Annotated in this window: 19 protein-coding genes; 5 read left to right on the top strand and 14 right to left on the bottom strand. The window is 54.6% G+C overall.

Annotated features, from left to right (window positions below):
* Nucleotides 1–3: 3 nt before the first annotated feature.
* The 5 genes from KI236_RS01670 to dapA form a co-directional block, all read right to left on the bottom strand.
* Nucleotides 4–1,296 (bottom strand): dicarboxylate/amino acid:cation symporter, encoded by a 1,293-nt coding sequence (locus KI236_RS01670; RefSeq protein ID WP_212818733.1) that lies wholly within the window; start codon nt 1,294–1,296, stop codon nt 4–6.
* A 94-nt stretch (nt 1,297–1,390) separates the two neighbouring features.
* Nucleotides 1,391–2,611 (bottom strand): four-carbon acid sugar kinase family protein, encoded by a 1,221-nt coding sequence (locus KI236_RS01665; RefSeq protein WP_212818731.1) that lies wholly within the window; start codon nt 2,609–2,611, stop codon nt 1,391–1,393.
* A 9-nt stretch (nt 2,612–2,620) separates the two neighbouring features.
* Nucleotides 2,621–3,670, bottom strand: a complete 1,050-nt coding sequence (gene pdxA / locus KI236_RS01660; protein WP_212818729.1) for a 4-hydroxythreonine-4-phosphate dehydrogenase PdxA — start codon at nt 3,668–3,670, stop codon at nt 2,621–2,623.
* 35 nt (nt 3,671–3,705) lie between these two features.
* Entirely contained in the window at nt 3,706–4,848 is a 1,143-nt protein-coding gene (locus KI236_RS01655) for an iron-containing alcohol dehydrogenase (RefSeq protein WP_212818727.1), read from the bottom strand.
* Between the two features lie 17 nt (nt 4,849–4,865).
* The gene (dapA, locus tag KI236_RS01650; RefSeq protein WP_212818725.1) at nt 4,866–5,759 is read right to left on the bottom strand and encodes a 4-hydroxy-tetrahydrodipicolinate synthase; all 894 of its coding nucleotides are present in this window, start codon (nt 5,757–5,759) and stop codon (nt 4,866–4,868) included.
* 186 nt (nt 5,760–5,945) lie between these two features.
* Here dapA and KI236_RS01645 point away from each other — a divergent pair, with 186 nt between their 5' ends.
* The 3 genes from KI236_RS01645 (at nt 5,946) to KI236_RS01635 (ending at nt 10,378) form a co-directional block, all read left to right on the top strand.
* Nucleotides 5,946–7,694 (top strand): PrpR N-terminal domain-containing protein, encoded by a 1,749-nt coding sequence (locus tag KI236_RS01645; RefSeq protein ID WP_212818723.1) that lies wholly within the window; start codon nt 5,946–5,948, stop codon nt 7,692–7,694.
* A 334-nt stretch (nt 7,695–8,028) separates the two neighbouring features.
* Entirely contained in the window at nt 8,029–8,901 is an 873-nt protein-coding gene (locus KI236_RS01640; protein WP_212818721.1) for a LysR family transcriptional regulator, read from the top strand.
* 154 nt (nt 8,902–9,055) lie between these two features.
* A complete protein-coding gene (locus KI236_RS01635) occupies nt 9,056–10,378 on the top strand; it encodes an acetyl-CoA hydrolase/transferase family protein (protein ID WP_212818719.1) in 1,323 nt (440 codons plus the stop codon).
* A gap of 78 nt (nt 10,379–10,456) precedes the next feature.
* Here KI236_RS01635 and KI236_RS01630 read toward each other — a convergent pair whose 3' ends face one another.
* From KI236_RS01630 to KI236_RS01595, 8 genes are all read right to left on the bottom strand, one after another.
* The gene (locus KI236_RS01630; protein ID WP_212818717.1) at nt 10,457–11,218 is read right to left on the bottom strand and encodes a 3-hydroxybutyrate dehydrogenase; all 762 of its coding nucleotides are present in this window, start codon (nt 11,216–11,218) and stop codon (nt 10,457–10,459) included.
* Nucleotides 11,219–11,235: 17 nt separating this feature from the next.
* Entirely contained in the window at nt 11,236–12,258 is a 1,023-nt protein-coding gene (locus KI236_RS01625; protein WP_212818715.1) for an alpha/beta fold hydrolase, read from the bottom strand.
* 11 nt (nt 12,259–12,269) lie between these two features.
* Nucleotides 12,270–13,085 (bottom strand): alpha/beta fold hydrolase, encoded by an 816-nt coding sequence (locus KI236_RS01620; RefSeq protein ID WP_212818713.1) that lies wholly within the window; start codon nt 13,083–13,085, stop codon nt 12,270–12,272.
* A gap of 73 nt (nt 13,086–13,158) precedes the next feature.
* Nucleotides 13,159–14,478, bottom strand: a complete 1,320-nt coding sequence (locus tag KI236_RS01615) for an ABC transporter substrate-binding protein (RefSeq protein WP_212818711.1) — start codon at nt 14,476–14,478, stop codon at nt 13,159–13,161.
* Between the two features lie 57 nt (nt 14,479–14,535).
* The gene (locus KI236_RS01610; protein ID WP_212818709.1) at nt 14,536–15,249 is read right to left on the bottom strand and encodes an ABC transporter ATP-binding protein; all 714 of its coding nucleotides are present in this window, start codon (nt 15,247–15,249) and stop codon (nt 14,536–14,538) included.
* Nucleotides 15,249–16,655: an ABC transporter ATP-binding protein gene (locus KI236_RS12090; RefSeq protein ID WP_228738066.1), complete on the bottom strand. Its 1,407-nt coding sequence runs from the start codon at nt 16,653–16,655 to the stop codon at nt 15,249–15,251. Before KI236_RS12090 ends, KI236_RS01610 begins: the two co-directional genes overlap by 1 nt.
* Nucleotides 16,642–17,742 (bottom strand): branched-chain amino acid ABC transporter permease, encoded by a 1,101-nt coding sequence (locus KI236_RS01600; RefSeq protein ID WP_212818707.1) that lies wholly within the window; start codon nt 17,740–17,742, stop codon nt 16,642–16,644. The genes KI236_RS12090 and KI236_RS01600 overlap by 14 nt, the downstream gene beginning before the upstream one ends.
* Before the next feature lie 2 nt (nt 17,743–17,744).
* Nucleotides 17,745–18,680 carry a branched-chain amino acid ABC transporter permease gene (locus tag KI236_RS01595; protein WP_212818705.1) on the bottom strand — a complete coding sequence of 312 codons (936 nt, stop codon included), beginning with the start codon at nt 18,678–18,680 and terminating at the stop codon, nt 17,745–17,747.
* A 277-nt stretch (nt 18,681–18,957) separates the two neighbouring features.
* Here KI236_RS01595 and KI236_RS01590 point away from each other — a divergent pair, with 277 nt between their 5' ends.
* Entirely contained in the window at nt 18,958–19,578 is a 621-nt protein-coding gene (locus KI236_RS01590) for a TetR/AcrR family transcriptional regulator (RefSeq protein WP_212818703.1), read from the top strand.
* A gap of 401 nt (nt 19,579–19,979) precedes the next feature.
* On the opposite strand, the gene KI236_RS01585 is transcribed toward KI236_RS01590, so the two are convergent.
* On the bottom strand, nt 19,980–20,498 hold the full coding sequence (locus tag KI236_RS01585; RefSeq protein WP_212818701.1) for a DUF1836 domain-containing protein: 519 nt from the start codon (nt 20,496–20,498) through the stop codon (nt 19,980–19,982).
* Nucleotides 20,499–20,679: 181 nt separating this feature from the next.
* Here KI236_RS01585 and KI236_RS01580 point away from each other — a divergent pair, with 181 nt between their 5' ends.
* On the top strand, nt 20,680–21,513 hold the full coding sequence (locus tag KI236_RS01580) for a DegV family protein (protein WP_212818699.1): 834 nt from the start codon (nt 20,680–20,682) through the stop codon (nt 21,511–21,513).
* The last annotated feature ends 27 nt before the right edge of the window (nt 21,514–21,540 follow it).

The raw sequence follows: 21,540 nt of genomic DNA, 5'->3' as shown, positions 1-21,540 counted from the left end.
GGATCATTCGCCCACATTGACATCCGCTTCCTTCAGACCGTTGAACACATCCGCGTCAAATTCGCCCTCGGACTTGGCAACGATCACGGTATCCACAGAGTCGCCCAGCACATTCAGTACAGTCTTGAACATATCGGGGAACTTGTCGATTGCCACAATGATGGCGATTGCCTCCAGCGGGAAGCCCACGGACTGCAGCACCACGGTCAGCGTGACCATGACCACGCCGGGCATACCGGGGGAGCCGATGGTGCCAAGGGTAGCGGCGATCACGATGGTAACGATCATGGGCCAGGTCAGGTCAATGTTGTACAGCTGCGCCACGAACACAGCGGTCATGCCCTGCATGATGGCGCTGCCGTCCATGTTCAGCGTGGCACCCAGAGGCAGGGTGAAGGATGCCACCTTCTCGGAAACGCCGATGCTGCGGCAGAACTCGATGGAATAAGGCAGGGTTGCGTTGGAGGAGGAGGTGGAGAAAGGCACCAGCGCAATACGGCTGTACTTCTTGAGGAAGCGGCCATAGCTCAGGCCGGTGAAGAGCTTCAGCATCAGGCCATAGACGAGCAGACCGAACAGGAAGAGCAGGAAGATCTCGGAGGCGCAGTACTTGGCCAGCGTCACAATGATTGTGAAGCCCAGATTGGCAACGGTCTTAGCCATCAGGGCGCACACGCCGTAGGGGGTCAGCTGCATAACAATGTTCACAATTTTCAGCATGGTGTTGGCCAGAGACTCGTTGAACTTCTTCACGGCCTTTGCCTTCTCGCCGATAAGGCTCAGGGCAATACCGAAGAACACGGCAAAGACCACAATGTGGATCATTTTACCCTTCGCAAAGGACTCCACAATATTCGTGGGGATAAAGTCAAGGATAACGCTTGCAAACGAGGTGTTAACATTCTCATAGGTGTTGGACAGGTCAAAAGACCCGAGATCCACGCCTACGCCGGGCTTGAGGATCATGCCGCCCAAAATACCAAAGGCGGAAGCGACCACTGTGGTAGCTACATAGATGATCAGGATCTTGCCGCCGATGCGTCCCACCTGCTTGACATCGGTAGCACTGGAGATGCCCATGACCAGGGATGCAAAAACAAAGGGGATGATGGTCATCTTGATCAGATTCAGATATCCATTACCGACAATGTTCAGTATGGTATTGATGATGATATCATCACGGACATAGCCGTTCGGGACAAAGCACAGGATCGCGCCCAGTGCCAGGCCAATAATCATACCGATAATAGATCTCTTTCCCAGGGTAGCGGCTTTTTTACTTTCGAGGGTTGCCATAGTGACTCCTTCTTTCTTTTAGAATGATTGTTTAAGGTAACGCGACTTTTGATTTTCGGGACATATGCTCTGCTATTCTTGTGTGATCTCCTCCTTATTCGCTTTCTCTCCTGATATATTTCCATGTGTGCAGCAGGGTATCTTCATCCCCGAATGCACCAGATTTTGTGATGACCGGCATCCCCCGGAGCTGACCGTCAGCCAACAGTCCGGCAGGAGTTCCGCTCTGCACCTCCTCCAAAAGCAGGAGCTGCGTGGTATGCAAGCTGCGGCACACCTCCACGGCGGTGTCACCGCCAACTAAAATCAATCCATCATACAGCGTGCGGTCGATACCGTTCAGTACCTCACCCAGTTTGGAGGCCAGACTCCTACCCGCCTGCCGTGCGGCAACATCGTCATCCGCAAATCCGGTCTGGCTGCAAAACAAGCTGTCAAAGGCCAGTATCGCACTGCACTCCTGCCGCAGCAGCTCTGATAGTTTCTGTGCAGCGCGGGAAATCTCCGCAGGAGCAGGCCCGTGCAGTAAGCACTCGGAATCCAGTAAGACCTTGTGCAGTCCGCAGACAGCCTCCAAGCGCCGAACTTGTGCCGCCGTCTCCTTCTTCCGGGAGCCGGTAACAACTAAAACACGCTTGGCAGCCGGGCGGCACGGTACATTGGGCAGCTCGCCTCTCACAGGCAGCGCCTCTGCCAGCGCCGCGCTGCCGCAGTACACAGGAGGCGCATCCAGCGCCTGCCCGATTTCCGCCACCAGCGACAGATCCGCCTCTGTCACAGCATCGATCAGGCACAGAAGCGGTGCCTCCCTCCGGGCAAGGGCGGAAGCCAGACCCGCCCCCTCTGTCCGCAGGCGTGCCAGTGGGATGTGGCAAACAGTCATGTGTGCGCGGTTCTTGAACAAGGTCAGCAGGTCTTTAGCAGAACCATCCGGCAGATGGAGTACGCCGCCGTCTACGGTACGGCCCATCCTCGGGAAGCTGGGCGCCGCCAACGCGATCCGGCGGTCGGCAGCCTCCAGCGCAGCCTCCAACTCCTCCACGGGGTTTCCCCGCATAAGCGAGTCGACCTTCTTAAAGAGTGTATCTTGATCGCACAGGACTATATGTTGCAGGACTTCCCGTGTGCGGACCGCCGCCTCCTGTGGGCGCAGCTCCCGGGAGCTTGCATTGATGGACAACGCAGTGTTCTCGCCAAGACAGGGCCATGTTTCCTTCGGCGGTTCCACCAGAACCGTGGTGGCAATACCACGCTTTTGGAATTGAATGCCTGTATCGGTTGCGCCGGTCAGATCATCGGCGATGATGAAATACATATAGGCCCCTCACTTTACGGCGGATACATTTTTTTTGGCATTTGCCATACGGATGGCGTAATCCATAGCATTTACAAGACTCAGCTCATTTGCAACGCCGGTTCCGGCGTGTCCAAAAGCGGTTCCGTGGTCCACACTGGCCCTGATAATGGGCAAGCCCAATGTTACATTTACACCTGCCACTGCATCCCAGCGGCCCAGATCTTTGTTGTATACAAAGCCCACGACCTTCAAAGGGATGTGCCCCTGGTCGTGGTACATACAGACCACGATATCATACCAGCCGCCCAACGCCTTGGAAAAGGCGGTGTCCGGTGGGAGGGGGCCCAGCGCTTGAATACCCTCGGCCTTGGCCTGTTCAATAGCAGGAGCAATCTCCTCGATTTCCTCCCGCCCGAACATGCCGTCCTCTCCTGCATGGGGGTTCAGACCGCATACGCCCACCTTGGGCGCTGCGATACCCAGCTCCAGGCATGCCTTGTGGGCAATGCGGATAACATCCAGCACCCGCTCCTTTTTTACCAGGTCACAGGCCTGCCGCAGAGATACATGGGTGGATACATGTACCACCCGCAGATCATCGTGTGCCAGCATCATGGTGTACTTGTCCGTCCCGGTGTAATGGGCGTAGATCTCAGTATGACCGTTGAAATGATGTCCGGCAAGATTCATGGCCTCCTTGTTCAGCGCGTTCGTAACGGTAGCGTCTACCTCTCCCGCCATAGCCAGCTCGATGACCTTTTTCACACACTGAAAAGCGGCATTTCCACACATGGGATCTACCTTACCATAGGAAAACTTGTCCCAGTCCACCAGCTCCAGATGCAGCACATCTATGGTACCGAATTCATATAGCCCCTGGCTGGGTCTATCCACCTGATGGAGCTTCAGCTCCGGTCGGTTCGTCACCCGCAACGCGTCGCGGATGCACTTGATGTCGCCTATCACCAACGGCCGGCACCGTTGGTACACCGTGGCGTCGGACAAAGCCCGGACGGTGATCTCAGGACCGCAGCCGGCGGGATCTCCCATGGTGATCCCCAAAATCGGACGGTTCATATGCTTAACGCCTCCTTGTGATTCTTTCGCAGCCCTTACAGGACGCTTTGATAAATAGCCCGGATCTCCTCCAGCGTCAGTTCCTTGCGGTTGTTGTCCAGCAGGCGCCGCTGCTGGCTGCCAGAGGTGACCAAAAACTCAATGTCCGACGGCTGCACACCGTAGGGCTTGAGATCCGTGGGGATATCCGTGCGGCGGATAACATCCTCGATGGCGCTGATGATACGCAGAGATCTTTCCTCGGCACTTTGCCCATGGCATTCGGGATACACCGCGTCACACAACTGCGCCAACTCCTTTTCGCAGGCGGGACGGTTGCAGCGCATCACCGGCGCAAACAAGATGGCATTGGATACGCCGTGGGCAATATGGAATTTGCCGCCCAGCGGATAGCTCAGTGCATGCACAGCGGTGGTGCCGCTGGCGGTAATAGCCACGCCTCCGTAAAATGCACCCAGCATCATGGCAGTCTTGGCCTCCATATCGTCCGGGTCCTCATAGGCGCGTACCAGGTTTTTGAAAATCAGCTTGGCGCCGGTTACGGCAAACATATTGCTGAAATCTGTAGCCTTCAGTGAGGTGTAGCACTCCACTACATGTGCCAGCGCGTCTACACCGGTAGCTGCCACAATGGATTTCGGCAGACGGCGGATCGTCAGCGGATCCAAAACCGCATAGTCCGGGATCATGGCATCGTTGACGATGCCCTTTTTCACACTCTCCTCCGGGATGGCTACAATGGCGTTGCAGGTGGCCTCAGACCCGGTGCCGCAGGTGGTGGGCAGGAACACTGTCTTTACTTGCTTGCGCCCCTGTGCAGGGTCTTGCAGCAGATCTCGAATGGTATAGGGGGCGCCCTTGAGAATGGAACATAGCTTAGCTGTGTCCATCACACTGCCGCCGCCGATCGCTACGATCAAATCGCACGCCATTGCCTCCAGCTGCCCGGCGATTTTCTCTACATCCAAGTAGCTCGGCTCCCGCGGTATATCGTCCAGCACCGCATAGGAAATATCTGCCAGCTCACGAAGCAGCACATCGCATACGCCGGACTGCCGCACACCCTGATCGGTGAACACGACAACCTTTTTCGCGTTCTCCCGGCGAATAATCTCCGGGACAACTTTCACACTGCCCTCCCCCAAGTGGGTACACACAGGCAGCTTCAGACTAATCATATCTCCTTACCTCCTTGTCAGCGCTTGTAGGCCGCATAGTATCGGTCAATGGTATCCAAAATGGCTCTGTCCGTCTCCTCGCTCACCATTCCAAACGGCTTGCGGCATGGACCCAGGGGCTGTCCGATCAGGTTGGCTGCCCGCTTAACAATCGAGTTGGGGTTGCCGTACTTGAAGCAGTCACGGATGGGCTGAATACCCTGCTGGGCAGCTTCAGCGGCAGCCATGTCGCCCTTCTTCCAATTCTGATAGATACTCACCATCATTTCCGGCAGAATATTGGCAACTGCGGTAATTCCGCCCTTACCTCCATTTTGCAGTGTTTTCAGAATCAGTGCATCGTTGCCGGAAAGGACGGAGAAATGCTCCGGATCTGTACCGTGTATGTATGCCAGAATATTTTCAAACTTTCCGCTGGAGTCTTTTACGCCCCGGATATTAGAGAAGTCTTTCGCCAACCGGGATACCGTTTCCGGCTCAATGGCACAGCCGGTGCGCATGGGGATGTTGTACATCACGATAGGCAGGGTCACCGCGGCGGCAATATCTGCATAGTGACGGTACAGCTCCTCTTGATTCAACGCTGCGAAATACGGCGTGATAACGGACAGCACATCTACGCCGATCTCCTGCGCCGCCAGCGACAGATCAATGGTATCCTGCGTGCCCACACAGCCGGTCCCTGCATAGACAGGTACCCGTCCTCGTGCCTCATCCACACAGATGCGCATGACCTGCTTCTTCTCCTCTGTACTGAGGATATAGAACTCCCCGTTGGTACCCAGGCAGAAGATACCGTCTACCCCGGCTCGAATATGCCGGTTCACCTGATTGCGGATCTCGGACTCATTGATGCTTCCATCCTCGTACATGGCGGTGGCCATGGCGGCAATGATACCTTTGATCTCCATATATACCTCCCTTGGGGTCTGCGCCCCATATTTTTACTTTCTGTCCCTTTTTTATCACAGCGGTTCAATCAAATCAATGGCGAAATCAAAAAAGTAAGTTTCATATTGCAACACTTTTGTAATTGGTGTATAATTAATTCTGCAACAAGAAAAAAATGTTTCAAAATAAGACAGGTGGTGAATCGCATGATCCCGTGCAGGATCCTGGTCATAGCGCCCTATGAGAGTATGAAGAATATACTGCTGTTTATCTGCAAGGACAGGCCGGAGGTTCGCCTGACGGTGATGGTCGGCGACCTCGGCGAGGGTGCGCGTCTGGTGCAGGAAATCGATGAGGAAGAGTTTGATATTGTCATCTCCCGCGGCGGCACGGCGGAGGTGCTGCGGTCCGTTGTTTCCATCCCCGTGGTGGAGATCCAGCTATCCAGCTATGATGTGCTGTCCGCCTTAAAGCTGGCGGAAAACTACACCGGCCGCTATGCCCTGGTCGCCTATCCCAACATTGCTCGTATGGCAACGCTCCTGTGCAGCGTGCTGCAATATGAAGTGCCGATTTATTCGATCTCGCAGGGAGATACGCTGGAAAAAACGGTAGATGAACTGATTCAGCAAGGCGTCACCCTGATCATAGGTGATATGGTGACGACGCAGTATGCCAAGCAGCATTCTCTGGACGCTATTCTGATCACCTCCGGCGTGGAAAGTCTGGAAAACTCGATCCGTCAAGCGCTGCAGCTGCATCATCTGATGACCGCAGTTCGTGTCCGGGACGCACTGCTGGAGCGTCAAGCCCGTCAACACCAATGGGAGCTGGCTGTTCTGCAGGAGGACCTAACGGCATTTTGGGAGAGTCCCTCTCTTGCCCGAAAGCCCCGGCTGCGGAAGATGATGCAAAAAATCGCCGCACAAGCGGACGATGCGGAGGGCGGCGTGCAAATCCGGCGAATTCAGGAACAGCCGTGGAAAATTTCCTGTCAGCGAGTATTTCTGGAGGGTTCCTCCTATTTCTTTCTGCAGGCCGAGCCCCTGCCGGAGGACATGTCCCGCAGTGAGGTCGTAAGCTTTTTCAGCTGCGAAGATATTTCGCCGCAGTATTTCAAAAAGTACATCAACTCCACCCTTCACCAAAATCTGCAGCGCTATGCGGTATCCCGTTCCCCTGTGCTAATCCTTGGTGAGATCAGCACACACAAGGATCGGGCCGCAAATGTTCTGTATTCCAACGGTCTGCATCGTGACCACCCCCTTTGTGTGGTGGATTGCGACCGGGCGGACAGCAAATTCTGGAAGAGCTTTCTAACGCGAACGGACTCCCCGCTATACGACGCCGGATGCACTTTCTATTTTAAAAACTGCAACTGTCTTACGAAGGAACAGTCAGACTCTCTGGCTCGGCATATCCTATCGGGAGGAAACAATCGATTTCTGTTTTCGGTCGTTACAGATACTCCTCAAGCTGAGGACTGTCCCATCTGTCGGGTTCTGCGCCAGCAATACTCCTGTTTGACGCTGCGAATGCCTCCTCTGCGGGAACGCGTCTTTGAAATCCCGGCTCTGTGCAGCCTCTACCTCAACGAGTTTAATGCTGAAAGCGCCCATCAAGTCATCGGTTTTGTTCCGGAGGCGATGGAGCTTCTGCAAAGCTATCCGTGGCCCGGAAATATGGACCAGTTAAAACGCGTCATACGACAGTTAACGCTGACGGCGGAGCGATCCTATATTTCCGCCGAAAGCGTCCGACAGCAATTGTTGTTAGAGTCCCCTCAGCCTGCGGCCAAGGCTCCGACATTTGACACAAATCGTACGCTGGAGGAGATGACCCGCGAACTGGTAGAGATTGCCCTGCGCCGAGCCCACGGCAATCAAAGTCAGGCGGCGATGAGGCTCGGTGTGAGCCGCTCCACTCTGTGGCGAATGCAGCGCAAAGAAAAGTAAATGTCAATTTGCTATAAACTGCGGCGGTTTCTGAATGAGCGGCTGCCTGTATATAGCAGCAAATGTATCCCAGCGGATATATATAGAAGCGGCATTCACTAATGCGTCTTATCTCTTTCCTTTGACTTCTTGACGCAAAGCAATAATGCCACTATAACTAAACTCATTCTAACGAAATGAAAAGCCGAAATTGAAACGCTTTAGCCCCGTCAATTAAGCGCTGAGGAAGTAATTTTTAAGAGGCCTCGAGTTCGTCTTGTCTTCTGCTTCGGCATATGGTATTCTTATCTCATAAATACCTACACATATAGGTATTCTAAGGAGGTGCGGAGCTGTGACTTTACACCAGCTGCAATACTTCGCGGAGATTGTGCGTCAGCGCAGCTTCACCCGGGCTGCCCGGCAGCTTCATATCAGCCAGCCCGCACTGAGCAAAAGCGTGCGCCTGCTGGAGCAGGAGTTTGAAGCCGAATTCATCGACCGAAACGCCAAGGACTTTGCGCTCACCGACAGCGGCGCCTTGTTTTACGAGTACGCGCAAAAGCTGCTGGCTTTTACAGACGCCCAAACCCGGGAGATCCGGCAGCGCATTCAAAGCGCCGCCGACACCCTGCACATCGGAATTCCTCCCACCTCCGGCTCCATTTACTATCACACCCTCATCAGCCAGTTTCAGGCGACCTACCCGGATATTGTTCTGCAGATCACGGAGGTACCGTCCCGACGCATCCTCTCCCTTCTGGATGAAGGGCAGTTGGACCTGGGTGTTGTACTGGAGCCCATATCCCGGGAAGCGTATGTGACCCGGCCGGTGGTGCGGTCGGAGATCGTGGCGGTGGTCTCCCGGGATCACCCGCTGGCCGGCTGCGGAACGATCAGCCTGTCCCGGCTGCGGGATGAGCCTCTACTGATGATCTCCCAGGACTTCATGTTCAGCGGCGTGGTGGAGAGCCTGTGCCGTCAGGCGGGCTTTGCGCCCCAAGTGGCCTTTGAAAGCTCCCAGTGGGATCTGCTCTATGAGATGGCTCTGGACGGCCGGGGCGTGGCTTTCTTCCCGAAAGCGCTTATGGACAAGCATCCCCGGTCAGAGTCCGTATGCTTGCATCTGCAGGACCCTGCCGCCCCCTGGATACTGTCGGTGGCGTATCGAAAGGAGCGGTTTCTATCGACCCCTATGCAGCTCTTTTTGGAGCTATGCAAACCATGAGCTCAGAAAACGGTCTCGGTATCGAGGCCGTTTTTTGCTTCATAAATTCAAGTTATAGGTAATAAATAACGGGTATTTTACAGGCGAAGCAAAACCGGGTATTCTAAAAGGGACAAAAACCGATAAATTCTGCCAAGCAGGGAAAGGATCGCTTATGAACAGATATCAGGAAGAATACAACCGCAAAAAAATGTCCGCCCGGCAGGTGCTGGAGAACATTCAGAGCCGAGACTTTGTTTTCACGCCCATGGCCGCCTCCTGCCCGGACGCTCTGATGGGTGAGCTGCAGCATCTTAAGGACACCGGTGTAAAAGATGTTATTCTGCAGAGCTGCATCCCCTCGGTGGATTATCCCGTGTTCCACGACCCGGAAATGAAGGCTGTCATGGCACACCACGGCTGGTTCTTCACCGCGGGTCTGCGCAAGGCCAACGCCCAGCGTCTGGTAAGTGCCGTACCTCAGCACTCCACCAGCATCCTGCGCAAGACTCTGGACCGCATCCGCTATGAAGGCCGCCGCCCGGTGCTGCTTACGACCGTATCTCCCATGGACGCACGGGGCTATATGTCCCTTTCCATCAGCTCCATCTACGAAATGGATGTGGTGCGGGCCGGAGCTGTCCTTCTTGTGGAGGTGAACCCCAACTATCCCCGCACCTTCGGTGACACCATGGTGCACATCTCTCAGGTAACGGCGCTGGTAGAGTCTGACCGTCCCATCCTCTGCGTAGACCCCGCCCCCTATACGGAGGTGGATGCCACCATCGGCAAATATGTGGCCTCCCTGGTAGAGGACGGCTCCACCATCCAGCTGGGCATCGGCAACATTCCCAACGCCGTTGCCAATGAGCTGAAGTCCAAAAAGCATCTGGGCATCCACACAGAGATGTTCACCGAAACCATGGTGGACCTTATTGAGTGCGGTGCCGTGGACAACACCCAAAAGGGCTTTAATGACGGCGTAAGTATATGCTCCTTCACCATGGGCAGCCGCCGCCTGTATGACTTTTTGGATGATAACCCCATGGTACTTTTCAAGTCCAGCACCTACTCCAATGACCCCTATACCATCGGCCGCAACAATAAATTCGTGTCCATCAATGCCACACTGGAGATGGATCTAACTGGTCAGGCTGCCAGCGAATCCGTGGGCCCGGTGCAGTTCTCCGGCTCCGGCGGCCAGGCCGAGACCATTCAGGGCGCACAAATGTCTCCCGGCGGCAAGTCTATTCTTGCCATGCACTCTACTTACACGGATCGGGACGGCAAGCTCCATTCCAAGATTGTCCCCATGCTGACACCCGGCGCTGCCGTGACCACCTCCCGCAATGATGTGGACTATGTGGTCACCGAGTATGGCATTGCCTGGCTTCGGGGTCTGACTATCGCCGAGCGTGTGCAGGCGCTCACGAAAATCGCCCACCCAGACTTCCGAGCCTGGCTGCTGGAGGAAGCAGAGAAGAATCATATCTGGTGATTTACCCCTCTATACCAAGACAAGACCCGGTGCTTCGGCACCGGGTCTTGTCTATAAAAGAGAGTGAAATCAAACGATTCAGTTGGCTGTCCAGCCGCCGTCGATGGGCAAAGCGATGCCGGTGATGGACGCTGCCGCGTCGGAGCAAAGAAACTTCACAATAGCGCCGATATTCTCCGCCGGAACCATCTTCTTAATGGCCGCCTTGGAGAGCATGATATCGGAAATGACCTTCTCCTCAGGGATGCCGTGGGTCTGAGCCTGCGCTGCGATCTGCTTTTCCACAAGGGGAGTCATAACATAGGCAGGGCAGATGGCATTGCAGGTGATGCCCTGGGGGCCGCCCTCCATGGCTGCCGTCTTGGTAAAGCCGACGAGCCCGTGCTTGGCGGACACATAGGCGCTCTTGAATTCCGAGGCCACCAGGCCGTGGATAGAGCTCATATTGATAATGCGTCCCCAGCCCTTTTCCTTCATATAGGGCCAGCAGTACCGTGTCAGCAGGAACGGTGCTGTGAGCATAAGGCTGATGATGAAGTCCCACTTATCCTCCGGGAACTCCTCAATGGGGCACACATGCTGCACGCCCGCTACATTGGCCAGAATGTCCACACCGCCGAAACGCTCCACGGTAAAATCCACCAGACGGCGGCAATCCTCCCGCCGGGTCAGGTTGCCCACAAAGGGTACGCCGCCCAGCTTGCGGGCAGACTCAATGAGCAGAGCCTCGTTCACATCGGCCATGACGACCTGCGCGCCCTCTTGACGCAGCGCCTGAGCCACCGCATAGCCGATACCGCTGGCAGCGCCGGTAACAATAGCAGTCTTTTCAAATAACATATGTATTCCTCCTGTGTTCAGAGAATAAATTGCTGCAGCAGAGCCACCACCTGATCCTCGTGATCCAACATACAGCCGTGGCCGCTGCCGGAGATCAGTTGCTCCTCGTACCGGCCGCCAACTGCGCGATACCGCTCCAGCACATACCACATCTGTTCCACCATGGGTTGAGAGGGGAATTGATCCGCTCCGGGATAGCCGGGCAGAACTCCCATTTGCCCCAATACCGCCACATCGCAGACACTGTGATCGGATACCATCACATCCTTGTCGCCCCGAATCCACAAAATGGGCATTTGGGGCTGTACATCCGCCAGGGCGGAAAGGTTGCAGTATTGCACGGACATTGTGTTGGACACGCCCTTGCCGCCGCTCTTAGCGTATGGCCATTGGGTGCAGGGAACGCTGTCGCCCTGGCACATATCATCTCCCGTCTTGCACAGGAGTATAGAGTCAATGTATTTTTCCCGCTGCGCTTCCGGGAGCTTATACCCGGCGGCCACATACACACTGTCAATGACCTGACCGGGCAGAGTGCGGTCACCGGTGCGGATAGCCTGCAGCAAGGCTTGGTTTGTGCAGGCCGCCCCGCTGCCCAGTCCCGCAGGCTCCACCGGAGTGCCCGCCTCCCCGTAGCTGCCGCCAAAGCCGAAGGGCGAAAGCGGTGCCTGGAGGATCAGACTCTGCACCTGCCGGGGGTGGTCAATGGCATACTGCATAGCCACGCCTCCACCCATGGACCAGCCGAAAAGATGAAACCGATCCCAGCCCACAGCACGCAAAAACTCGGCAATATCGTCGGAAAAATCCCGCATTCCTCGGGTAGCGTCAATGGGCAGAGCAGAGGAATGGCCAAAGCAGCGGAAGTCCGGTGCCAGCATTTCAAAATCATCTGCCAAACGCTCCATCAGATGCTCATAGAAAACAGCGGAAGAAACATTGCCGTGGAGCAGCAACAGGCGAGGCTTACCGGGTGTGCCGGCCGAAAGATAGGCAGTGGTAAGCCGGGGCGTTGTAATTGTACGATAGGATAAACTCATAGCTTCGTTCCTCAGATGTCAAACTTCACTTGCGGCAGTCCCGCAAAGCCCGCAATAAGCGAGGCAAACAGCGCAGGCTGCTCGTACATGGAGGCATGACCGCAATTCGGCAGGATCACATGATGGCAGTCCTTTATATGGGCGGCCAAATACTCCTGCTCCTTCAGGGGGGTGAGATAATCCTCTTGGCAGGACACCACCAAAGTGGGACACCGCACCTGATCCAGTCTGTCCCGCAAATCATAGCTTTCGGAGCTGTCCGTCAGGCGACGCATGGCGCCGATAAAATCCGGATTTTCAAACAGCGGGATCAGCAGTTTTTTTCGATTTTCCATCCACGCATGGCGCTTAGTATAAAAGTCCGGCGAATAGATCACCGGAATAGCGGTGTGATAATACGCTTCACCGCTGCCGGAAGCCAAATTCCATGCCCGGCCAATATCTCCCAGCCACCATCCGGTAGCGGCCGTGGCGTTGAGGAGAATCAGGCGGTCGGTCATTTCCGGATAGGTAACAGCAAATTCCAGCGCTACCTCACTGCCGTAGGAAATGCCCGCCACGCAGGCGCTTTGCAGGTTTAAATGCTCCAACAGTCTCCGAACCACCTGCACCTGGATGCCGTGGTCGTAGGTCTGGCCCACCATTTTTTCGCTCTTTCCCTGATCCAAAAAATCCACCAGAAGCAGTCGATTGTTTGCGGACAAGGCCTCAATAAAGGGCTGCCAGCTTACGCAGGACATCATGATACCGTTGAGCAGGACCAGGGGCCTGCCTTGGCCATGGGATTCAAAATAGATGTGTCTGCCGTCCATTTCAAATGTAGGCATAAGGGACACCATCCTTTCACTTTCCGATCAGCGGCCGCCTGCATGGCGGCCGCTGACCTCTATAATATATTGATTACTTGATGGCAGCCACCACATCCGCTAGAGACAGGATGGGGCTCACGGGCGTCAGGGCATATACCCCGGCGTCATTCTTGCTCAGGCTCACGCAGTTCAGTGCCAGAGCGGTAACGCCCAACCGGTCGCCGCCGGCATAGCTGATGGTTCCGCCCATGGGGATGGAGAACTCGGTCTCCTCCATGATTTTGGCAAAGTTGGCATAGTTCAGCTCCAGGCCCGCCTTATCCACAGCCTGCAAAGCCTGCACGAAGATACTGCCGGCAATGTATCCGGCCATGGCATAGGAGTTCAGTGCGTAGGTACTGCCGGACTCACCGTTGGCAAGCTCCCAGGCGCTCATGGCGGTATAGAAAGTGGTATAATCGGCCATACCTGCCTCGGTGGTTACATCCAGCCAGGCGGTGCAGTAAACCATACGGCTGTCGGTGATGGCACCGCTGTCCACAAAGGCACCCAGGGTAGTGGCAGAAGCGTTAACATAAGAGGTGACTACATTCACATTGTAGTTCACATCCCGCATGGTGTTCATCAGCGTAGCCAGGGGGTTCTGATTCATGCAGGCGATCACCACATCACACCCGGCGTTTTTCAGCACATTCACAGCGGCGGAGAAATCGGTGGCGGAGGCCTCCACCTCCTGCACGGTCAGCTGGGCCTTCAGGTCCTCGTTCTCACGCTTCACGCCTGCCAACAGACCGGCGCCTGCGTCATCGGTGGTGGCAATGACACCCACCTTGGTGCCGCCCAAACCCATGCCGTCCGCCTTGGGGGCAACAGCCCGGGCCAGCAGCACACGGCCCTCAGCGCTGTAAATGGGCTGTACGGAGTAGATGACCGCATCATTGCCCTTGGCGCCCTCCTGATACAGATCGTCAATGCCGGTGGCGGCATAGACCATCGGGACACCCTTTTCCTTCAGATAATCCAGGGTTGCGCCCACGGTATTGGTGCCAAAGTGACCCACAATGGCGAACACCTTATCGGTTTCCACCAGCTGCTTGGTGTAGGTCATGCCCTGCGCACCATCAAAGCCGTCGTCATAGTGCTTGAGGACAATGCTCTTACCCTGGAAGCCGCCGGCATCGTTATAGGCCTTGAAGGCAGCCTCCATGCCGGCATTGAAGGGTACGCCCACGGTGGCGTAGGCACCGGTGGTGGCGGCGGTGTTGCCCACAAGGATGGTGTCGTCGCTGACACCCTGTACCTCTACAAAGGGCTTATAATCGCCGTTGGAATCGTCGCTCTTGCTGCCGCAGCCCACCAGAAGGGTGCACAGCATCGCTGCTGCCAGTAGCAGGGAAAGAAACTTTTTCATGGTTCATTCTCCTTTTTTGTTTTATATGCTCAGGCTCTTTTCAGAGCGGTAAGCCGTTTATTTTTTATTGCCCAAATAGGCTTCAATAAGTCGCTCGTCCCGGACCAGCTGGCTGGCAGGGCCGTGCATGCTGATCTTGCCCAGCTCCAGCACATAGCCGTAATCCGCAATTTTCAGCGTGGCCAAAGCGTTTTGCTCCACCATGAGGATGGTCGTCCCCTCGGATCGGATGGCCTGGAGGGTCTTAAAAATATCCTGAATGATCAGCGGAGCCAGACCCAAGGAGGGTTCATCCAGCAGCAGAATCTCCGGGTCCGCCATCAGCGCCCGGCCAATGGCCAGCATCTGCTGCTCACCGCCGGAGAGGGTTCCCGCCTGCTGGCGCCGCCGCTCCCTCAAAATGGGAAACAGTTCCTGCACTCGATCCATGTTTTTCTGATACTGCTTGGCACTTTTGATGCAATAGGCTCCGGCCTTGAGGTTTTCCTCCACGGTCAGTCCGGCAAAGATCAGCCGGCCCTCCGGAGACATATTCACGCCCATACGGGCGGTTTTGTATCCTCGCTGGCCCAATATCTCCGTCTCACCCAGATGAACGGAGCCATACGCCTTTACCATACCGGTGATGGCCCGGAGTGTGGTGGTCTTTCCTGCGCCGTTGGCTCCCAGCAGCGCCACAAGGGTCCCCTTCTCCACATCCAGATCAATTCCCTTTACTGCCTGAATGGGTCCGTAATTGACCTGGAGGTTTCTGACTTCCAGCAGCGCCATTACTTCTCCACCTCCTCATCGCTCTCACCCAAATACGCTTTCTGTACCTGCGGATCCTTCTGAATCTCCTCCGGCGTCCCGATTGCCAGGAGCTTCCCGAAGGAAATGGCACATACGGTCTGACAAATGTTCATCACAAGTCCCATGTCATGCTCTACCAGCAAAATGGTGCAGCCCATGGTATCCCGGATGCGGCGAATCAGCTCCGCCAGCTCCAAAGTTTCCGTGTCGTTCAGACCTGCGGCAGGCTCGTCCAATATAATCAGCTGGGGGTCGCACATCAGTGTGCGTGCGATCTCGATTTTCTTCAGGATTCCGTAGGGCAGGCCTGCGGCATACCAATCTCTGTACTCCGTAAGGCCCATGAATTCCAGCACACGGAGGGCCTTCTCCCTTATAATGCGCTCCTGCTTCTTCAGCGTCGGCAGGTGTAGAGCCTGAGACAAAATCCCCGCCGTAAACTGCCGATGCCCCGCAATAAGCAGGTTATCCAGTACGGAGACCTCCCGAATCACCTCCACATTTTGAAAGGTGCGGACGATACCCTGCAGTACCACATCGTGTACCTTTTCCTCCGGCAAGGAGATGACCTCGCCTGCCTTGTTTTCAAACAGCAGTGTGCCGGAGGTAGGCTTATAAAACTGGGTGATACAGTTGAACACAGTGGTTTTACCTGCACCGTTGGGACCGATGAGGCCGAAAATTTCACCCTTTTTCACATCAAAGGAAAGGCCGTCTACAGCGTGGACACCACCGAAATACATACACAGATCCTGCACTCGCAGCACCACGCCCTCCGGCAGCCCCGGTCTGTCAGCCGGAGTGAGCTGCAGTTTTCCCAAGGCGTCTGAGAGCTTTTGGATCTTGCTATCCTCCGCTTGCCGGATCGTTTCCATCTGCTTCTGTGCCGCCTTCTCCTGCTCTGCCCGAAATGCATCTACCTTCCGCTCAATATCGGAAACAGCCGCTTCCCGCTCTGCCCCGTCACCGGGCATATCCGTCAACTGGGCACTGATCTCCCGCTGTAATCGGCAGCTGTACTGATTCCGAAGCTCCTCATGCTCCTTTTGCAGCTGCTGCAGCTTCTCCTCCTCTCGCTCTGCACAGGCAGGATCCTTCGAGATAGCCTTAGCCGCCCGGGTGGAGGCCTGCTTCCGAACAAATGCCATGTCGGCATCGAATTGCGCCATGCGGCTGTCGAACACGATCTTGCCGGCCTCCTCCGCCGGAATCCAATCGGGATGCGCGGTATACAGCTCCCGCATAAGCTGTGTGCGGTAAGCGTCCGTTTTTTTCCGGGCCTGCTCCTGACAGTCCCGCAGGAGAATGTCCCTGTAGTCCTTTTCGGCGCAGAGCATAGTTTTTCTGCGCATCATTTTTCTGTACGCTCTGTCAGTTCTGGCCATAACCGTCCACCCTCCTTTGCGTATTGGCAGCGAATTTTGCTGTTTTTCTCTTTTGCATAAGGTTCCCCATCATCTGAGCTATGCCGCCGGGAAAGAACATTACGATGAGGATGATAAGCAGACCCGTAATCATGGTGATGAACGCCGGGTTCTCCACGAAGAAGGGAATCTTGCTCAGGAGCGTTGACTGCAGTCCGTAGATGATGAACACCCCGAAAGTGGTGCCCCATAGAGACTTGGCTCCGCCGATGACCACAGCGCCTAAAATGTTCAGGGAGGTTGCCATGCTCAGCAGCGTGGAGGTAGAGGTAGTCATGTTCCGCAGGAGCATCATGTACATAAGTCCCGCAATAGCGGCATACACCGTGGAGATCACGAAGGCCAGCACACGGTACTTCATCAGATTAATACCCATGGCTTGGGCGGCGGAGGTGCTGTTTTTCACCGACAGCAGAGCCCGGCCGATAGGGCTGCGGATAAGGTTGGAGGTAATGAACAGCAGCAGGACAAACAGCGCCAGGATCAGCAGATACACCTGCTCCTCTCCGATCTTTACACCGAAGAGCCGCACCTTGGACATATCCAGCTTGATAGAGGATTTCAGAGAAATGAAGGTGTTGCGCAGAATTTCCGAGAGACCCAGCGTCAGGATTGCCAGATAAATTCCCTCGATCCGCAGGGAGATAAAGCCTACCAGCACGCCGCTGAACAGACTTATCATCACCGTAACGATAAAGGCGATGCCGAAAGGTGCTCCGTATACCTGCATGAAATAGTAGGCAATGTATGCGCCGATCCCTACAAAACCTGCCGTACCCAGGGAAGCCAGACCGGAGTAGCCCATGAGCAGGCAGAAGCCAATGGCCATAATGGCATAAATCATGGTGTTTCCCACGGCAAAGACGAAGGAGCTGGTCAGAACGCCCAGCTGCGCCAGCAACGGAAAAACGCCCAATATCACCCCAAAGATCAAATATTGGGTCCCGGGAACTGCCAACAGCTTCTTTATCTTTTCTCCAGCGCTCACCTTGCCGCAATCGGCGTAAATCAGATTCAGATATTCCTTTTTAACATTCAAGTCCGTCATAATCACACCTTCTTTACCACTTTCTTCCCAAACAGGCCCTGGGGCTTGAGGAGGATGATGGCCAGCAGAAGGACATACACAATGACCATCTGCCAGCGGCTGATGTCATAAAAGGCAGGGAAATTCGCCAAAAAGCCCACACAGTTGGACAGAACCGGGATCAGAACCGCTCCTACAATGGGGCCGTAGAAGGTGGCAAATACCCCCAGAATGCAGGCAAGGAATGCGTTGACCTGGATGGTACCCATAAAAGAGGTGCTGATCATGGCGCCGCCGCCGGCATACATCACGGCGGCCAGCACGCCTAACGCACAGGCCAGTGCCCAGGAGATGGCCGTGATGACATGGGTATTGATCCCCATAAGCTCGGCGGTAAACTCACTGGAGGCTGTGCAGCGAACACCCAGGCCCCACTTGCTGTATTTCAGCAGTAGGAACAGGGCTGCCAGCACCACGGCGGTAATAGCGGCACAGATCAGCGCATGTTTTGTCAGCACGATCTCCCCGCCAAAGACACGAAGCACCACATTAGACTCCACACCGGCCTTGGTGGTATTATAAAAGGATTCAAAGGGAATGAACTCAGGATTGCCGAACACCAGCGGAATGCCGCCGTAGAACAGGGACACAAATCCCATGGTGATAATCTGTTTTCCCAGCTCTCCCACATGGCGTCCCTTGCGGAACACCATCAGGTCGATAAAAAGGCCGATAACGACACCCACGATCATGCCGGGCAGCACGCCCAGGTAAACCGGGACCCCCCACCGGTTCAGACATTCTGCCACCACATAGCAGCCAAAGGCTGCGATAGATCCCTGGGCAAAATTGGCCGTGGTGGATGTCCGAAAAATGATGGTTACAGAGAACGCCGACAGCGCCGTCACGCAGATACTCAGCAGCGATCCGCAAACCGTAGACAAAAATGCGGCAAACATGAGTGCGCCCCTCCTTTTTCTTCATGTGGTGAATCATAATTCACCTGTTGTGGCTTTATAATATATTGTATATAGCGCTTTTGTCAACATCAATTTAATGACATTGTGATTTTTTTAATTTTTGCACAAATTTTTGTTAAGTAATTGCATAATATGACAAATAATTCAAGTGAATTGGAGTTTATGTATTTTGCTTGTTTTTTAGGTTATTTTGTTGACAACAGCCTCAAAACACGCTATCCTATACACAGCTTTACACAGAAAAGGAGCATAGCCGATGAACAGCAAGCTGGACTTGGTAGTAGTTATCCCAGAAAGTGAAGAAGGCCGCCGCAGTTTTGATCGATTGGTCAAGGCCGCTGAGGAGCTTTTCAGTCAGCAAGGGTATCGCAGCACCACCATCAAGGATATCGCCCAAAGCGCCGGACTGTCCGTGGGGGCGTTTTACATTTATTTCCGCAGTAAGTATCAAATATATGTCTATATTATGCAAAGCTTTGCCCTCCGCCTTCAGAACTATCTGGATTCCCGGGCCGGAAAGATCACCGGAGATCTCATTGAGCGCCAGGTGGAGTACATTATGGAGTTCATTGGCTTTGCCTATAAAAATCCCGCCTGCTATAACTTGATCTTCGAGTCCCTGTACATTGACCGGGATCTTTTCCTGCAATATTACTACCAGTACGCCCAGCGATATGTGCCTGCACTGACCAAAAGCCGCGCCCTGCCCGAAGGAATGGACCCTATGCTTTGGTCCTTCATCAACATGGGTATCGGCAATTTCATCGGCTTGAAGGTTCTGGCAGAAAACGACGCCGGACCAGAGCAGATGGAAAAGATACGCCAAACTCTGCGCATCCTTCTGCGGTCAGGATTGTCAAAAGCCGAGGAGGAGTAAATCCCCCCTGTCCGACCATTACCGGTCATAAATCTTTCGCTCTCACGCAGTTGGCCAATACTGTCAAATGATCGTTGAGAATCCTTTTCCGATCGCATATGCGGTCCCGCCTTTTTCCGCAGAATCTTTTACCACAAGTATTAGCCCACTCCTAATTATTCGGCTTGTTTCCTCTCCAGTTTTCAACACACTTAAAGGATAGCTGTTTATTGGGCGTGGATCATTTTCTTCCCGGCCTCCGCGGATCAATTATGGCTCGACCACGATAGGTCCTCCCTATGACATACAAAAGCGCCCCATTTGTCAGACAAGTATTTTTCCATACTTGTCTGACAAATGGGGCGCTGCTCAGTGTCTGTAAAGGGATTTTTATTCAATTACGGTTCAATCGTTGCACCAATTCAGCAGATACTGCGTGCATTCCTTATCTCCCGTCGCTTTTGATAATCCTCCAGGTATCGATCCAGATAGACCTTATTGACGGTGGCCAGGATCGTATTGCGAAGAAGATCCTTTGCGTCGGACTGTGTCTTGCCAATCCCATCTCTTGCAGGGGATATACCGAACGCGGCACCGAGCATATTCTCAAATTCATCGCAGAAATAGTCATAGGCGGTTTGAAGAGGATAATTGTCCTCCTGTATACCGAACATCAAGCGAAGCCCCTCCAGCGGAACAACGGGTTTGACTACGGCTATGAACAGAAGCCGCGCGAGGTGCTCCGCTGTGTATGACTTTTTTACGGGAGAGGGTATCAGGCCCTGCTTCACATAATTGCTCACCATGGAGCTTGTCAGCTCCGGCTCTCCCAGCGGCGCAAGATGGGCGTTGACATAGCGCACCACCTGCTCCAGATAAAGTCCGACATCCGGTATCTGTGTATACCGCGGCAGACGGAAACCATTAATATCCTCTATCATAGTCTTCACTTCCTTTTCCATGCAGTTATTATACACAGCTCCCGTTGCCCTTTCAACAGTTTTATGAAATTCTTTTAAAGGTTTTTCAAAAGCTGTTGACGGAATGATAAAAACCTGGTAGAATGCCTGTGTCGATTTGCAAAATCGGGTGAAATACTTCTTGCTATTCGGAGGCCACGCCATGAATCAGTTTCGTATCGTCGCAGACTCCAGCTGCGACATTCTCACGCTGGACGGAGCAGACTTCGTCAGTGTTCCGCTTACTATTCGCACAGACACGGAGGAATTTCGTGATGACGATTTTCTGGATGTGAACGAGATGGTCACTGTACTGCGCAGCACTAAGGGACGGTCTTACAGTGCATGCCCGAATATTGCTGACTGGACAGAGGCCTTTGGTGACAGCGGCGATGTGATCGCCTTCACCATCACCAGCAGTCTTTCCGGCAGCTATAGCACGGCCTGTGCCGCAAAGAAGCACTGTGAGGAGCTCGATCCATCACGCCGTATTTGTGTTGTGGATTCCCTGTCGGCCGGGCCGGAGATCGCACTTCTCATAGAAAAAGCGCAGTCTGCGATGTGCGCCGGAGCCGACTTCGACGATGTGTGCAGGGACATCCAAGCATATCGCGAGCGCACTCATCTGCTCTTTGCCCTGGAATCCATGCACAACCTTGCGCAGAATGGGCGGGTTAACAAGCTGGCAGCCACCATGGCCGGCGTTTTGGGTATCCGTGCCGTTGGGCAGGCCAGCTCTGAAGGTACCCTTGAGATGCTGGGGAAATGCCGGGGGCAGCGGAAAACCCAGGAATTCATGCTGCACGAGATGGAACGGCTTGGCTGCAAGGGCGGGAGCGTTCGGATCGGACATTGTCAGAATCCAGCCCTTGCACTGGAGCTTTGCGTCGAGATTCAGCACCGCTTCCCGGGAGTAGAGGTAAAGAGCTATCCGCTGCGGGGCCTGTGCAGCTATTATGCCGAGCGCGGCGGGATTATGCTGGGCTTTGAGTCTTGAAAGCCGGACAAGAGCCGGGTCAGTCCC

Origin of the sequence: Vescimonas fastidiosa (assembly GCF_018326305.1) — a bacterium.
GTDB lineage: Bacteria > Bacillota > Clostridia > Oscillospirales > Oscillospiraceae > Vescimonas > Vescimonas fastidiosa.
This window is presented reverse-complemented; position numbering and strand designations above follow the sequence as displayed.